Genomic DNA, 16,470 nt, shown 5'->3' on the forward strand with positions numbered 1-16,470 from the left:
ATTGAGAGGATGGCCCTCCGGTTAAGAGAGAAGGAGGAGTGGTCCTATGGGTAAGCCCAAACTTCAGATCATCGCCCTCTTTCAAAACCTGGGAGACAAGCAGACCTACTTTGCCAGCTCCCCAGCCCCTCCTTTATCCGGTGCTCTTGTGGCTGGATTGACGCCCCCGATCGTCGAGGTGGAGCTCCTCCATGAGATGGTTCGGCCGATAGACTACAACACAGACGCAGACTTCATCGCCTTAAGTTTCATGGACTTCTGCGCTCCCCATGCCTATGAGGTTGCTGCAAAGTTCAGGAAGCGAGGGAAAATCGTCGTAGCGGGCGGGAGATATCCCTCTACCTTCCCCGGGGAAGTGATCCCTCATATGGATGCCGTCGTCGTTGGCGAAGCGGAGCGTATGTGGCCTCAAGTGGTTGAGGATATGGTCAAAGGGAAGCTGAAGAAGGTCTATGAGGCGCCCTTTGCCCCTTCGCTCGAGAACATCCCTCCTCCCCGTTACGACCTCGTCGAGCCGCAGTTCGCCGTCCCCATCGTGACCGAAGCGACTCGAGGCTGCAAATACAGGTGCAGTTTCTGCCAGCTCACCGTCAAACCCGCTCCCTTTCGATGCCGGCCGGTCGAGGATGTCATCCGAGATCTTCGGGCGTCAGAGAATCTCCCTTTCTATAAGCGGAAGATGGCGATGCTCCTCGATAACAATTTCGGGGCGGATATGGGTTATGCCAAAGAGCTCCTGAGGGAGATCGCCAAGCTGAAATTTTGGGGCATCGGAGTCCAATTCAGTTTCGATTGTCTCCAAGACGATGAGTTCGTCGAACTGCTCCACGAGGCGCGATGTGGGATGGCCTTCATTGGGTTGGAGTCGTTAAACGAACCCAGCCTCTCTGCCGTCCATAAGAAACAGAACAAAGTCCAGGAGTACCAAGAGCTCTTCCGGAAGCTTAAGGAGCGAGGAATTCTGACCTTCACCGGTTTGATGGTCGCCCTCGAGGAAGACACGCCCGAGTATTACAGGACCCTGCCCGAAAAACTGGACGAGATTGACCCAAGTGCCATTTTGACTTCGATTGCGATCCCTATTCCGGGGACGCCGTTTCACAAGCAGGTGGAAGAGGAAGGCCGAATATTCGACCGAGACCTTTCCCATTACGATGGGGACCACCTCGTTTTTAAACCCAAGCATGTTTCGCCGGAAGAGGTCTTCGAAGCCTACCGGAAAATCAACAGACATTTCTATTCCTGGAAGAATATCCTTAAACGCTGGTGGCGATTTATCAGAACGATGTCGCAAAGGGGAAACCATCTCTGGCGTCTGTTTCGCTCCCTGGTCCTCTCTTTTGCCTTCTTCAAGTTATCCACCTTCCAACGAGGTCATGCCCGGAAGAGGGTTTACCCGATCGTTTTTGAAAAAGGGGCGGCCTCTTTTCGGGAAAATTAAAGACCTCCCTTCCTGTGGGTTAAGCATTTCAAAACCGAATTGTTCCTTATTATGGGAAAGAGGAGAACATCAAGAAAGCCTTTTGTTGGCCCTAATCTTTCTGACCGCTGCTGTTTTATTTTGGGTCAATGTGGGGAGGACATGGAGGAATTTCAGGATTGGGTGAAAAAGGGGGACTCGTAAGCCGAGGGCGACCCCTTGAACGGAGTAGGAGAAGAGGGTTAAAATGGAGTCCATCAACCTTGTTCCGGACCGAAGATTGGCCTCCTCTGCCCTGATCCGTCGCATCCATGATCATATCGACGAGAACTTCACCGAACATCTCGAACGATGCAGGGCTTTCCTCCGGCAAAAGAGCGTCTCTGCGACGGGCGAGGGGATTCGAGAGACCGCCCGGATCGTCAGAGAATTTATCCGCGAGATCGGAGGTGAAGCGGAATTCCACGGGGACGAAGACTTCCCAATCGTCCTCGGCCGGGTGAATACCGGAAGTCCCCGCACCTTGATCATCTATGGCATGTACGATGTCCAGCCGGCCGAGGAGGAAAAATGGACCTCCCCTCCTTTTGGCGCCGAAATTAAAACCCTACCCAATCTCGGACCCTGCGTCATCGCCCGGGGAGCGGTCAATTCGAAAGGGGCCCTTGCCGGGCTTTTCAATGCCCTCAAGAGTATCGTGGAATCGGATCGCCTCCCACTCAACCTCCTCTTCACCATCGAGGGAGAGGAGGAGATCGGAAGCCCCCACTTCGAGCCCTTCATTCGAGAACATCGGAACGAACTCAAGGGAATCGGGGCCGTAGACTTCGACTTCAACGAGGATTCGAACCGAAAGGTCTCCCTCCACCTCGGCCTCAAGGGAATTGTCTACCTCGATCTCATCTGCAGAGGGGGAAAGAAAGGGGGACCCACCGAATCGATTCACGGCTCGGTCAGCGCTTGGATCGCCTCTCCGGTCTGGCGGCTCGTCCACGCTTTGGCTACCCTCGTGGACGATTCCGAGAGGATTACCATCGAAGGGTTTTATGAGAACGTCGCCCCTCTCACCGCCACAGATCTCGATCTTTTAAAGAGACTGGCAGAGTCCTTCGACGAAAGGGCCTTTCTAAGGGAGATGAAGGCCCTCTCGTTCAAATATCGGTTGAAGGGGGTGGACCTTCTCCGGAAAGGACTCTTCGACCCCATCATCAATATCGACGGGATTCATGCGGGGTATTATGGGAAAGGGACGAAGACCGTCCTCCCCAGGTCGGCGGTAGCCAAACTCGATATCCGATTTGGCCCGAACATGGAGCCCGAAGAGGTGATCGAAAAATTCAAGAGACACCTGATCCAGAAAGGCTTTGACGATATCGACGTCATCGTCCGGGACAACTACACCTGGTCCAAGACGGACTTCCACGAAACACTGGTGCAGAAGTTCATCGCCACTTACAAGGCCTTCGGCCGCGACCCCGAGATCTGGCCCATGGCGACCTGGGCTGCACCTTACTTCGTCTTTTCAAGAATCCTCCGCATCCCTGTCGTCTCGGGTGGTCTGGGCCATGGGGGTCGTCAGCACAGTTCGGATGAATATATGACCATCGAAGGCCTGCGGGACTTCGAGAAGTTTGTGGCCACCTTTCTTTATCAACTCTCCGAATAAAAGAGGCCAGGGCCATCTGCCCCCCCATCATCCTATTCAGCCATCCCCCTTTGGCCTTTGGCCCCGTAACCCTTCTTCGAACCGATCCGGCTTCCTTGTGACTTTCCGGTCTTCTTCAGGTCCCCATAAAATCCCAGGGATCCTCTCCGAAGAATATTTGGCAATCTTTGAAAGGACCGTCCTAAAACTCCAATCCCGGCTGAGTCAGAAAGGGAAAGTCCTGTGGGTCCCCAATACCCGCCCACTCATAAAAGAGCGATCGATTCCTTGAATCGGACAGACGTTACGGATAAAATTTCTCCCTGACGGAAGAGGACCCGAAGGTGAGGAGGGACCCTGCGCCGGTATCGGATGGGATCGCGAAAGATCCTTAAAAAAAACTCCGAGGGGATTTGTCAAAGGACGAGGCCAAGAGAGAGCCCGATCGATATCGTCCCAATTCGCCTTCGCTGTCCGAAGGATGACGGGGATCGCCCAAAAGCAGAGACCGGCCCGGATGGGCCGCCGTTTGTGAAGACCGTTGAAGAAGCGGGAGGAATCCGATCCAAAGGGAGCATAAGAGGGAAAGTAGGCCGGAAAGAGCGGATCAACCTCCCTGCGTGAAAGGAGGAATTGGACCGATGGCCCTTCCGAGAATCGACCCAACGAAGACCCTGGCCTGGAGACGGCTCAAGGAGCACTACTCCACCATGAAGAAATGTCGCATGGAGGACCTCTTCAGAAGGCAGCCCGATCGGTTCGACGCCTTCTCCCTTCGATTCGAAGACATGCTGGTCGATTACTCCAAAAATATCCTCACCCGGAAGACCCTTCGCCTCTTGATCGATCTTGCCGAAGCCTGCAGGCTCAAAGAGGCGATCGAGCAGATGTTCTCCGGAGAGAAGATCAACGAAACCGAAAACCGGGCGGTCCTGCACGTCGCCCTGAGGAACCGCTCCGCCCAACCCTTCTTCACAGACGGCGTGGATGTCATGCCCGAGGTCAACGCCGTCCTAAAACAGATGGAGAGAGTCTCAAATAGGGTCTCTTCTGGCCAGTGGAGGGGCTATACGGGAAAACCGATCCAGGACATCGTCCACATTGGGATAGGCGGTTCTGATCTTGGCCCGCAGATGGTCACGGAGGCCCTAAAACCTTATTGGAATCCTCGCCTTCGCCCCCATTTTGTCTCCAACGTGGACGGGGCCCAGATCGGAGAGACGCTCAAAAAGGTCGCCCCGGAGACCACCCTCTTCCTCGTGGCTTCCAAAACCTTCACCACCCAGGAGACCATGACCAATGCCATGACGGCAAAGCGATGGTTTCTCGATCGGGCCCGAAACGTCTCTTTCCTCAAAAACCACTTCATCGCCATCTCCTCCAACGAGGAGGAGATGAACCGGTTCGGCATTCCTCCTGAAAACAGGTTCAAATTCTGGGATTGGGTGGGAGGGCGGTATTCCGTCTGGTCTTCGGTCGGGTTGTCCATCGCCTGCATGATCGGATTCCAAGGCTTCACCGATTTCTTGGAGGGGGCCCATGCCATGGACCTCCACTTCAGAGGATCACCCTTCGAAGCGAACCTTCCGGTCCTGCTCGCCTTGATCGGGATCTGGTATATCAATTTCTTCGGGGCCCACACCCTCGCGATCCTTCCCTATGCCCAGAACCTCCATCGGCTTCCCGCCTACCTGGAGCAGTTGGACATGGAGAGCAACGGAAAATCGGTCAATCGAAAGGGCCGGCTCATCCGTTATTCGACCGGCCCCATTGTCTGGGGAGAACCCGGGACCAACGGACAACATGCCTTTTTCCAGCTCCTTCACCAGGGAACGAAGTTGATCCCCTGCGATTTCATCGCGGCCGCCAACAGCCCCTACCCCTTCGAGGATCACCATGAAATTCTCCTGTCCCACTTTTTCGCGCAGACCGAAGCCTTGATGAAGGGGAGGACCGAGCGTGAAATCCTCAGGACCTGCAAGGAGATGGGCTTGAGCCCTGAAGCGATCCGAAGGGTAACGCCCCACCGCGTCACCCGAGGCAACCAGCCCACCAACACCATCCTTTTGAAAAAGATCACGCCAAGGAGCCTTGGAAGCCTGATCGCCATGTATGAACACAAGATTTTTGTTCAAGGCATCCTCTGGAACATCTATAGTTTCGACCAATGGGGAGTGGAGCTCGGAAAACAGCTGGCCCAAAAGATCCTAATCGAGCTGAGGCATCCGGGGGAGATCTCTTCCCATGACCCTTCGACGAACGGGCTCATCAATGCCTACAAAAAGATGAAGAGGGAGGAGACCCCCTCCGACGGGAGGGAGACATGAGACAAAAAATGAAAAAGGTTCCCTTCCCCTCCGCTTTTGAAGATGCGAAGGCGGCGGAATTATATGTCCCCTCTCCGCAAACGCTTTCGCCTTCTTACCGGCTGGCCTACGCCGATCAGGAGTTTTTGCTGAGGGACGAGCTCCGTCCGGTTCGCCTCCAGCTCGAGTTGCTCAAGCCCGAACTCATCTTGAGAGATCACGGGATTGAACATACGATCGTCATCTTCGGAGGCGCCCGTGTGGTCGACAGGGAGACCGCAAGGGCCTCCCTCGCTTCGATCGAGGCGGAGGTGAGAAAGGACCCAACCAATGAGTCCCTCCTTCGAAAGGCGAGAATCGCCCGAAGCCTCTATGAAAAATCCAGATACTACGAGGAGGCCCGAAAGCTGGCCTTTCTGATTTCGAAACACCGGGAACACCCCAACCGACCCAGGCTGGTGGTCATCACCGGGGGAGGACCCGGCATCATGGAGGCCGCCAATCGGGGGGCCCATGAAGCCGGAGCCGAAAGCATCGGCCTCAATATCGTCCTGCCCTTCGAACAGAAACCGAATCCCTATATCACCCCTGAACTCTGCTTCCAGTTTCATTACTTTGCCATTCGCAAGATGCACTTTCTCCTTCGCGCCCGCGCCTTGGTGATCTTCCCGGGTGGATATGGGACGCTGGACGAACTCTTTGAGACGCTGACGTTGATCCAGACGAAGAAGATCAAACCCATCCCGGTCCTGATGTTCGGCCGGGAGTTCTGGAACCGGGTCATCCATTTCGAGGCCCTTGTGGAGGAAGGGACGATCTCACCGGAGGATATCCAGCTCTTCCAGTATGTCGAGACGGCCGAGGAGGCATGGGAGATCCTTTCGAAAATCGACGATCTTTTATAAAAGGCCCCTAAGGGATACCCCTGCCTTTCGGGTGACGAAAAGGGGAGGAAAGGAACTCCTGCCCGGGATTTTCGTCTTTTCTCTCAACCCCTTAGGGCCGATGGAGGGCCCGATCCACCAATCACCCTCTTGTAGACATTCCTCCGGAAATATTGTAGAAAATAGTTTAGGGGGCTTCCCAGGAGACTTATGGGCTTTCCGAAATACAGACCGAGGAGGTTCAGGAGAGACGAGCTCTTTCGGGAGATGGTCCGGGAGACGCACCTGAGGCCCGACGATTTCGTCCTTCCCCTCTTTGTCCGGCCGGGAAAAGGGATAAGAAATCCGATCGACGCCATGCCCGGACATTTTCAGCTCTCGATCGATCTTCTGGTGAAGGAGGTGAAGGAGGCGAAATCCCTCGGCCTTCTCGGCGTCATCCTCTTCGGAATTCCCGAAAGGAAGGACGACCGGGGATCGGAGGCCTATGCCAAGGATGGGATCATCCAACGGGCGGTGAGACAGATCAAGGAGAAGGTCGATGGCATCCTCGTGCTCACCGATGTCTGCCTCTGTGAATACACCAGCCACGGCCATTGTGGGCTGGTCCAAGAGGGGAAGATCTTAAACGACGAGACCCTCGAACTGCTCAGTGCCCAAGCCGTCTCCCATGCCGAAGCGGGCGCAGATATGGTCGCCCCCTCCGACATGATGGACGGAAGGGTGGGAGCGATTCGAAAGGCCCTCGACGAGAACGGGTTTCAAGACCTCCCCATCCTCTCCTATGCCGCCAAGTACGCCTCCAGTTTTTACGGACCCTTCCGGGTGGCCGCGGAATCGAAACCCCAGTTTGGCGACCGAAAATCGTATCAAATGGATCCTGCCAACGCCGAGGAAGCCTTGAGAGAGGTTCGCCTGGATCTTGAAGAAGGCGCGGATATGGTCATGGTCAAACCCGCCCTTCCCTATCTCGACATCATCCATCGGGTGAAGCAGACCTTCAACATCCCGGTAGCGGCATACAACGTGAGCGGCGAGTTCTCCATGATCAAGGCCGCTTCGAAGTTGGGTTGGATCGACGGTGAGCAGGTCATGATGGAATCCCTTACGGCCATCAAACGAGCGGGGGCGGATGTGATCCTCACTTATTTTGCGAAGGAAGCTGCCCTAAAACTCGGGAGGGGGAAATCGTAAGTGGCAAGGTGTTAAAAAAATCGATAGGGGGACCGCCGATGCCCAAACCTCCTGACCTCGCCGATTCCCATCCAAAACCTCCCTCTTCGCTCCATGGCACACCTCTCGAAGCACCCGAGTTGCGGATGGTTGCCTGGGAGCTCATCCGGAGCTGCAATCTCGCCTGCGTCCATTGCCGCGCCTCTTCCGAACGGGGTCCCTATCCGGGCGAGCTCGGCACCGAGGAATGCCTCCGGGTGATGGACGAGATGGCCACCCTCGGTAAGCCCGTCATCATCCTCACCGGCGGAGAACCCCTGATGCGGCCCGACATCTTCGACCTTGCCCGGTATGGAACAGCAAAGGGGTTTCGGATGGTGATGGCCACCAATGGGACGCTGATCACCGAGGAGAACGTCGAAGCGATGAAGGCCTCTGGGATCCAACGGATCAGCATCAGCCTCGATGGCCATGATGCCGAAACCCACGATGCCTTCCGGAAGGTGAAAGGCGCTTTCGAGGGCTCGCTCCGGGGCATCGAGATTGCGAAGAGGCACGGCCTTCCGTTTCAAATCAACACGACGGTCACGCGGGCCAATCTTCACCTGATCGAAAAGATCCTTCGCCTGGCCATCGACCTCGGGGCCGTCGCCCATCACATCTTCCTCCTCGTCCCCACGGGAAGGGCGAGGGAACTCCAGGACCAGGAGATCTCTGCCCAGGACTATGAACAGACCCTCCACTGGTTTTACGAGCAGAACGGCCAGGTCCCTCTCCAGCTCAAGGCGACCTGCGCCCCCCATTACTACCGAATCCTTCGGCAGAGGGCCAAAGCAGAAGGAAGGAAGCCCTCCTTTCAGACCCACGGGCTCGATGCCCTGACCCGGGGCTGCCTGGGAGGCATCTCCTTCTGTTTCATCTCCCATACGGGTCAGGTTCAGCCCTGCGGCTATCTCGAACTCGACTGCGGAAACGTCCGAAAACAATCCTTTCGCGAGATCTGGGAGCGGTCCCCCATTTTCCGGACGCTCCGGAACTACGACGCCTACGGAGGCAAATGCGGCCGTTGTGAATTCCGAAAGGTCTGCGGGGGATGCCGGGCACGGGCCCACGAGCTCTCCGGAGACTACATGGCGGAGGAACCCTACTGCATCTATGAACCGCCCCTCGGGGGTATTTCGCGGGTCACCGCCCGGACCAGTTGATCACCAGGAGATGAGACCCATTTTCAAGTCTTTCTTCCGTTTTCGGGTCAGCCTCACCGTCAAGTTCTTGATGGCGATGGTCACCCTGGTCCTCATCACCTCTGGCGCCTTCGGATGGTTTCTTCTGGGCCGGGAAGTCTCGGAATTCGAGGGGAAGTTAGACCCCCGGGCCTTCGAAGAGCGATTCGGTCAATTAAAGAGGGATATCCTCTTCGTCACGCTGGGCGTCATGGGGATCGGCTTCCTCCTCACCCTCATCTTCACCCGTCTTCTTCTGAGGCCGATCGAACTGCTGGCCTCTGCCACCGAGAAGATCGCGGAAGGCAACCTCTCCCAGATGGTGCCCGTCCGGGCCAGGGACGAGATCGGAGACCTGGCCCGGGCCTTCAATCAGATGATCCTTCAATTGAAGGAATCGAGGGAAGACCTCGAAAAGAAGGTGGAGGAACGAACCCGACAGCTGGAGGATAACATCAAAGAGCTGAACAATGCCCGGACCGTCACCTTGAGGATGCTCGAAAACCTACAGACGGCCAAGGTCGAACTGGAGCGGGTCAATCGGGAGCTGAAGGAGGCCGATGAGGCCCGGATGAAGTTCATCGGAATGGCCTCTCATGAGCTTAAAACGCCTCTCACCGCCATCAAGGCCAACATCGATTTCCTGCTTTCGGAAAAAGGGGGAAAGGTGCCGGAGGAGCTGAAATCCCATCTGCTCACCATCCAGAGGAATACGAACCGCATTCAACGAACCATCGACCACCTGCTCGATTTCATCCGCCTCAAATCGGATCGCCTCCCTCTGCATCGGGAGCCTATCCGTCTTGCCGAGGTGGTGGGAGGGTACCTCAATGAGGTGAAGCCCGTGGAGAAACGCCTCGAGATCACCCTCGACATCCCGAAAGACCTTCGCGTCTATGCCGACCCGGACCGGCTTCACGACATCTTCATCAATCTCCTCTCCAATGCCTTCAAATTCACGCCGGAGGGGGGGAAGATCTCCATCTCCGCCCGGCAGAAGAATGGGGAGACCCTCCATGCCATCCAGGACACAGGGATTGGCATCGCCGAGGACAAACTCCAAAAAATCTTCGAGGAATTCTATCAGGCCGAGGGCGGCAAGTACGGCGGGGCTGGCCTGGGCCTCTCCATCGCCAAACGGGTGATCGAAGAACACGGAGGAAAGATCTGGGTGGAATCCTCCCCTGGAAAGGGATCCACGTTCTATTTTACCCTTCCCACGTTTAAGGAGATCGATGATGGGCAGTGCCTCCCCAAAGAATAGGGTGAAGGGAAAGGTGCTGATCGTGGATGACTCGCCCGACACCCTCGAGATTATCCAGAAATTACTTCGGTATGAAGGATACGAGGTCCTCACGGCTGCCACCGGCGAGGAGGGGGTGCGGAGGGCAGCCGAGGAAAATCCAGAAGTGATCTTGATGGATATCAACCTTCCCGACATCGACGGGGTCGAAGCCCTGAGGAAGATCAAGCACCAGAATCCCATTCAGTGTGTCATCATGCTGACCGCCTATGCGACGCTGGACAATGCCATCCAGGCCTTAAAAGAGGGGGCGAGCGACTTTGTCAAGAAGCCCTTCGAGAATGAGCACCTCATCCACATCGTCAACCAGACCCTCGAGAAGTATCGCACCCTGAAGGAGAAAGAGAGGTTGGAGGAGGAGGTCCGGAGGCTCTCCATCACCGACGACCTGACCGGACTTTACAACCATCGCCACTTCTTCAAGACCCTGGAGTCTGAGATTGTCCGAAGCGCACGGCAGAAGACCTCCCTCTCGCTCCTCATGTTCGATCTGGACAATTTCAAGCGCTATAACGATCTCCGCGGACACCTCGAGGGAGACAAGGTGCTCAAAAAGATCGGGGAGATCGTCCGGCATTCCATTCGGAGCAACGTCGATTCCGGATATCGCTACGGAGGAGACGAATTTGCCGTTCTCCTGATCGGGGCCACCCGGGATCAGGCCCTCCAGATCGCGGAGCGCATCCGCCAGTCGATCCAGGAGGCCGGGTTCGATCAGATCACGGTGAGCATGGGGCTTTCAGAATTCCAAGAGCAATTTGACCTCGAAAGGTTCGTCAAGGCGGCTGACGAAGCCATGTATGTCGCCAAACACGGTGGAGGCAATCGAATCCATACGAGCAGTCCTTAATTTCTGATGGAAAAATCCCTTCGCCCCCGACTTTTTCTCATCGACGGCTCCTCCTATCTCTACCGGGCCTTCTATGCCATCCGCCATCTCTCCAATTCGAAGGGGCTTCCGACCAATGCCATCTATGGCTTTACCCAGATGCTCCTCAAGGTGCTCAAAGAGCACCGGCCAGACTATCTGGCCATCGTCTTTGATTCGAAGGCCCCGACCTTCCGAAGCGAGGTCTTCAAGGAGTATAAGGCCAATCGGCCGGCCATGCCCGAGGGGCTGATCCCCCAGATCCCCTACATCAAGAAGATCATCGAGGGGTATCGCATCGCCACCCTGGAACAGGAGGGCTATGAGGCGGACGATCTCATCGGGACCGTGGCCAAAGGCTTTGAATCGGAGGTCGATGTCGTCATCATCACCGGAGACAAGGACATCCTCCAGCTCGTCAACGATCGCATTCAGGTCTACGACACGATGAAGGAAAGGCGCTTCGGCGTGGCGGAGGTCAAGGAGCGTTTCGGCGTCTCGCCCGAACAGGTGGTGGACGTGATGGGCCTGGCCGGAGATGCCATCGACAACATCCCGGGTGTCCCTGGCATCGGAGAGAAGACAGCGGTGGAACTCATCAGGGCCTTTGGGTCGATCGATCATCTCCTCGGGCATCTGGATCAGATCCCACAGAAAAAGTTGAGGGAGAAGCTTCAGCAACACGCCGCCTTGGCCCGCTTGAGCCGTACCCTGGCGACCATCCGCACCGATGTCCCCCTCGCCTGCCGGATAGAAGACTTCGCCCTCTCCCCCCCGGACCTGAAGAGCCTGAGGGAGCTCTTCAAAGAGCTGGAGTTCCATAAATTCCTCAAGGAGCTTCCTTCGGAAGAACCCCAAGCAAAAGAGGGCCGCGATTACCGTCTGGTCACGGATCGGGATCAGTTTCTTGCGTTATTGAAGGCCTTGAGGGAGTCGGGGTGTTTCGCCATCGACCTCGAAACGACCTCCCCCCATCCGATGTGGGCGAGACCCGTGGGAATCAGCTTCTCCCCTGCGGCCGGGCAGGCCTACTATCTCCCGGTCGGTCACCAGGAGGGAAAACAACTCCCTTATCCACAGGTGATCCAGGATCTGAAGCCCCTTTTGGAAGACGAGACGATTAGGAAGGTGGGCCAGAACATCAAATACGACTGGGTCGTCCTGAAGCACCAAGGCATCGAGCTCCGGGGGGTCAGCTTCGATACGATGATCGCCTCCTACCTCCTCAACCCGACGAAACATAATCACAACCTCTCCGAGATCGCCCGGGAGTATCTGGATCGATCGATGACCGAGTACAAGGAGGTCACCGGAGGCAAGGCCATAACCTTCGACCAGGTCGATCTCGAGAGGGCGAAGGATTATAGCTGTGAGGATGCCGAGGTCACCTTTCAGCTCTTTCATCTCCTTTTGCCGAAACTGCGAGAGGCGGGGGTGGATGACCTCTTCGAGAAGGTGGAGATGCCTTTGAGCATCGTCCTGGCCAAGATGGAGATGAACGGGGTGAAGATCGATGTGGAGCTCCTGAAGGCCTATTCGAAAGAGATCGAGGCCCAGCTCCAGACCAGGATGGAGAAGATTTACCATCTCGCCGGAGAGGTCTTCAACATCAACTCCTCCCAACAATTGGGGAAGATCCTCTTCGAAAAATTGAAACTGCCGGTGGTGAAGAAGACCAAAACCGGCTATTCGACCGACGTCGAGGTGCTCGAAAAGCTCGCCCTCCACCACGACCTCCCTCTCGAAATCTTGGGCTATCGGAATCTCTCCAAACTGAAATCGACCTACATCGATGCCCTGCCCAGGCTGGTCCACCCCGAGACGGGCCGGATCCATACCTCTTATAATCAGACGGTCACCGCCACAGGCCGGCTCTCCTCCAGCGATCCGAACCTTCAGAACATTCCCATCCGGACCGATGAGGGAAACCGGATCCGCCAGGCCTTCATCCCGGAGGAAGGCTCTCTCCTCGTCTCGGCGGATTATTCCCAGATCGAGTTGCGACTGCTGGCCCACTTCTCGGAGGACGGAAGATTGGTCGAGGCCTTCCGGAACGACGAGGACATCCATCGCCGGACCGCCGCTGAAATCTTCGGGGTCCCCATGGAAGAGGTCACCCCCTCGATGCGAAGGGAGGCCAAGGTGATCAACTTCGGGATCATCTACGGGATGAGCGCCTACGGACTCTCCCAGCAATTGGGGACGGAGCCCAAGGTCGCCCAGGCCTACATCGACGAATATTTCAAGAAATATGCCGGGGTCCAGACCTATATTCAGAGGAGTTTGGAGGAGGCCCGCAAGAGAGGCTATGTGACGACCCTCTTCAACCGCCGTCGGTTTTTGCCGGAGATCCACTCCCCAACGGTGGCCATTCGGCAGGCCTCCGAGAGGATGGCGATCAATACCCCCCTCCAGGGGACCGCAGCCGACATCATCAAGGTGGCCATGATCCGGATCCAGAACCGGATCGAGGAGCTTCGCCTGGCGGCCCGGATGATCATGCAGGTCCACGACGAACTGGTCTTCGAGGTCCCCGAAGAAGAGGTCGAGGCGATCCTCCCCCTGATTCGAAAGGAGATGGAGGCGGTGGTGGAGTTGAAGGTTCCGTTGAAAGTCTCTCTCAGCACGGGCAGAAACTGGGCTGAGGCCCATTGAACCCTGAGGTAAGGAGTCATAACTACCCTTTTCCGATCCAGAAAGGGGGTCCTATGAACAGGGGATTTCTTCTAAGCCTCTTGATCCTGGTCGCCTCGTCCGGGAGGATAGCGGCCCAGGATCTTTACCGCTGGGTGGATGAAAAGGGGGTGGTTCATTTCACCGACGACCTCACCCGAGTGCCGGAGCGATTTCGAACCTCATTGGAGAAGAAAGGCCCCCTCGAAAAACCCGCCCCCTCCCCGAAACTCTCACCGGATCCTCAGCCAGAGAAGCAACCCCTTCCTCCCGCGCCGGAGAAAAGAGATCTCTTTGGAAGGGATGAGGCCTGGTGGAGGGCGAAGGTGAGGGAATGGGAAGATAAACTTCAGAAGGCTCGGGAGAACGTAGAGCGGCTCCAGGCCGAAATCAGACAGAAGGAGAAAGAGCTGGCTGAGGTCAGGCTCAAACCTGACAAGTTCAAAAAGAAGACAAAGAAAGTGGAATCCGAGATCAAGACCTTACAGGCCGAAGCCAAGTCCTGGGAGGACCAGGTGAATGAGGCCCAGGAGATGCTCGAGAAGGTCCTCCCGAAAGAAGCGGCCGATTCCCGGGCCGATCCCGAATGGCTCAAACCCAAAGAGGCCGGGAAACCTTAACCGATTACCCCCTCCTAAAAGCCCACCCACCCTGGTTCTTCCCAGAAAAAGGCCCGGACCAAGCAGGTCTTGACAAAAGACGGAGGATTCCTTAAAATGAAGGTATACCATAGGGGGGTATAGTATATGGGAGATCCCAGACCGAAAAAAGAAATCTTGATGAGGCTGAAGAGGATCGAGGGGCAGATCCGGGGCATCCAGAGAATGGTGGAGGCGGGGGCGGCCTGCCCGGACATCCTGACCCAGGTGGCCGCCGCCACCGCGGCCCTCAAAAAGGTGGGGTCGACCATCGTCCGGACCTATATGGAGGAATGCCTCGAAGAGAGCCGAAAGGAGCCGGTTCCGAAACATCGGGAGGCGCTGAAAGAATTCGAAACGGCCATCTCAAGGTATCTCGATTATGCGTGACGGGGAGACAGAAGGCCTCCTTCCCGCCGAGGGATTTGAAGGCCCTATCAGAGGAGAAAAGGTATGGATGAGAAAAAAGGATTGACCAGGAGGAATTTTCTTAAGAAGGGAGCCCTGCTGACGGCTGTGGGAGCGGCCTCGGCCGCGGGGGTGCCCCAGCCAGCCAACGCCAAAGCAGGAACCTATGCGACGATGATCGATCTGACCCGCTGCGACGGGTGCAAGAGTGAACCGATCCCCAGATGCGTGGAGGCATGTCGCCGGGAGAACGAAAGAAAATTCCCTGAGCCCAAGGGGCCGATCAAAGACCTCTGGCCCCAGAAGACCCATGACGACTGGTCGAAGAGGAGAGACGTGACCGACCAGCTCACTCCCTACAACTGGACGACGGTCCAGAAGGTCGCGATCGAGGGCGAGGAGATCTTTCTCCCCAGGCGTTGCATGCACTGCGACAATCCCCCCTGTGCCAATCTCTGCCCTTTCGGGGCGTTGAATAAATATCCGGATGGGTCGGTCGTGATCGACCCCGGCCTCTGCATGGGAGGGGCAAAGTGCAAGGCGGTCTGCCCGTGGCAGATCCCCCAGCGACAGAGCGGCGTTGGGCTCTACCTCAAACTCCAGCCCATGCCGGCGGGGGGCGGCGTCATGTATAAATGCGACCTCTGCCACGACCGGATTCAAACGGGCCGGATGCCAGCCTGCGTGGAGGCCTGCGAAAAGAGGCTGGGAGAGAAGAAACCCCTTCATTTCGGAAGGAGGGAGACGATTCTGAAAATGGCCCACGAGCGGGCCAGGGAGGTCAACGGCTTCATCTACGGAGAGAAGGAGAATGGGGGAACCGCCACCCTCTATGTGAGCAGGGTCCCCTTCGAGAAGATCGACGCGGCATTGAAAGGGGCGAAGTCCAAACTCCACATGGGAAAAGTCCTCAATCCGCTTCGCGAGGTCAATGGATGGGCCATGGGTTTTTGGATCGCACCCCTGCTCAGCGGCTTGGCAGCCCTCGGTCTGGCGATTTACCACCAGCGGGGGGAGAAGGAGGAGAAATGAGGGAAAGAATCATCGAGGAGAAAGCGATCGTCCTTCGGCACAGTCCCGTGGAGCTGATCGAACACTGGGTGCTTGCCGTCTCCGGTTTTCTGCTCATCTTTTCAGGTTTCGGGGAGCTTCCCATGTATAAGAGATTCATGGTGACGGAGATCCCCGGACTGGGGTGGGCAGGGGATTTCTTCATCCATCTAAAGATCCACTATCTCTCGGCCATCGTCTTCGTCTCGGTCATGGTCTTCCATGCCATCTATCACGGATGGTTAGGACACCGAGGGCTAATTCCGAGAAGGGGGGATTTCAGAGCCTCCCTTCAAACCATCCTCAGCATGCTCGGCCGGGGCAGGGAGCCGGAGTTCGACAAGTATCTTCCCGAGCAGCGCCTCGCCTACGCCTATCTGGCAGGGATCAGCCTCATTCTGGTGGTCACCGGGATCATCAAGGTAGTGAAAAATCTGCCCGAAGTCTACCTCCCCCCGGAGGTCGTCACAGCCGCAACCCTCACCCATACCTTCGCGACCATCTTCTTCCTTTTCGGGATAATCGCCCATTTGGCCGCCCAGATCTTCAAGGTGAACCGGCCTCTAACCAAATCGATCTTCACCGGGACGGTCGACCTTCAGTATGCAAAGAGCCGACACCCGGTCTGGTATGAGGCATTGATGGCCCACGTTCGGCAGAGTGGAAGGGAGGTAGCAACCGAAGGGGAGGAAACCACCGGCCAAGGAATGGGCCATCGGGAATCTTCGGACAGCCAGGGGGCAAAACAAGAGCCAGGACCAGAACCCACGGAGGTTCGGGAGGAGGAGACCCTGACCACCTTGAAGGTGAAAGGGATGAGCTGCGAGCATTGCGTCAGGTCGGTGACCCAGGCGTTGGAAAGGCTGGATGGCCTTCGAA

Annotated in this window: 13 protein-coding genes; all 13 read left to right on the forward strand. The window is 56.6% G+C overall.

The annotated features are described in order from the left end of the window. The first annotated feature begins 46 nt into the window (after positions 1 to 46). Positions 47 to 1,441 (forward strand): B12-binding domain-containing radical SAM protein, encoded by a 1,395-nt coding sequence (locus tag N3G78_14285; protein MCX8119083.1) that lies wholly within the window; start codon positions 47 to 49, stop codon positions 1,439 to 1,441. A 226-nt stretch (positions 1,442 to 1,667) separates the two neighbouring features. Continuing rightward, positions 1,668 to 3,086: a M20/M25/M40 family metallo-hydrolase gene (locus N3G78_14290; GenBank protein ID MCX8119084.1), complete on the forward strand. Its 1,419-nt coding sequence runs from the start codon at positions 1,668 to 1,670 to the stop codon at positions 3,084 to 3,086. Positions 3,087 to 3,706: 620 nt separating this feature from the next. Beyond that, positions 3,707 to 5,392: a glucose-6-phosphate isomerase gene (pgi, locus tag N3G78_14295; protein ID MCX8119085.1), complete on the forward strand. Its 1,686-nt coding sequence runs from the start codon at positions 3,707 to 3,709 to the stop codon at positions 5,390 to 5,392. Then, positions 5,389 to 6,276: an LOG family protein gene (locus N3G78_14300; GenBank protein ID MCX8119086.1), complete on the forward strand. Its 888-nt coding sequence runs from the start codon at positions 5,389 to 5,391 to the stop codon at positions 6,274 to 6,276. Before pgi ends, N3G78_14300 begins: the two co-directional genes overlap by 4 nt. 189 nt (positions 6,277 to 6,465) lie before the next feature. Next, on the forward strand, positions 6,466 to 7,449 hold the full coding sequence (hemB, locus tag N3G78_14305; GenBank protein ID MCX8119087.1) for a porphobilinogen synthase: 984 nt from the start codon (positions 6,466 to 6,468) through the stop codon (positions 7,447 to 7,449). A gap of 125 nt (positions 7,450 to 7,574) precedes the next feature. Then, the gene (gene ahbD / locus N3G78_14310) at positions 7,575 to 8,633 is read left to right on the forward strand and encodes a heme b synthase (protein MCX8119088.1); all 1,059 of its coding nucleotides are present in this window, start codon (positions 7,575 to 7,577) and stop codon (positions 8,631 to 8,633) included. Positions 8,634 to 8,643: 10 nt separating this feature from the next. Next, complete coding sequence (locus tag N3G78_14315) at positions 8,644 to 9,915, forward strand: cell wall metabolism sensor histidine kinase WalK (protein ID MCX8119089.1); 1,272 nt, start codon at positions 8,644 to 8,646, stop codon at positions 9,913 to 9,915. Further along, positions 9,890 to 10,804 (forward strand): diguanylate cyclase, encoded by a 915-nt coding sequence (locus N3G78_14320; protein ID MCX8119090.1) that lies wholly within the window; start codon positions 9,890 to 9,892, stop codon positions 10,802 to 10,804. Before N3G78_14315 ends, N3G78_14320 begins: the two co-directional genes overlap by 26 nt. 6 nt (positions 10,805 to 10,810) lie before the next feature. After that, positions 10,811 to 13,477, forward strand: a complete 2,667-nt coding sequence (gene polA, locus N3G78_14325) for a DNA polymerase I (GenBank protein MCX8119091.1) — start codon at positions 10,811 to 10,813, stop codon at positions 13,475 to 13,477. 53 nt (positions 13,478 to 13,530) lie between these two features. Continuing rightward, complete coding sequence (locus N3G78_14330) at positions 13,531 to 14,115, forward strand: DUF4124 domain-containing protein (GenBank protein ID MCX8119092.1); 585 nt, start codon at positions 13,531 to 13,533, stop codon at positions 14,113 to 14,115. 126 nt (positions 14,116 to 14,241) lie between these two features. Then, complete coding sequence (locus tag N3G78_14335) at positions 14,242 to 14,523, forward strand: metal-sensitive transcriptional regulator (GenBank protein MCX8119093.1); 282 nt, start codon at positions 14,242 to 14,244, stop codon at positions 14,521 to 14,523. Between the two features lie 63 nt (positions 14,524 to 14,586). Then, complete coding sequence (locus N3G78_14340) at positions 14,587 to 15,573, forward strand: 4Fe-4S dicluster domain-containing protein (protein MCX8119094.1); 987 nt, start codon at positions 14,587 to 14,589, stop codon at positions 15,571 to 15,573. Beyond that, a partial coding sequence (locus tag N3G78_14345; protein ID MCX8119095.1) for a cytochrome b/b6 domain-containing protein occupies positions 15,570 to 16,470 on the forward strand: 901 nt, incomplete at its 3' end. The genes N3G78_14340 and N3G78_14345, both read left to right, overlap by 4 nt.

The organism is Thermodesulfobacteriota bacterium (assembly GCA_026415035.1).
Taxonomy (GTDB): Bacteria; Desulfobacterota; BSN033; order BSN033; family UBA1163; genus RBG-16-49-23.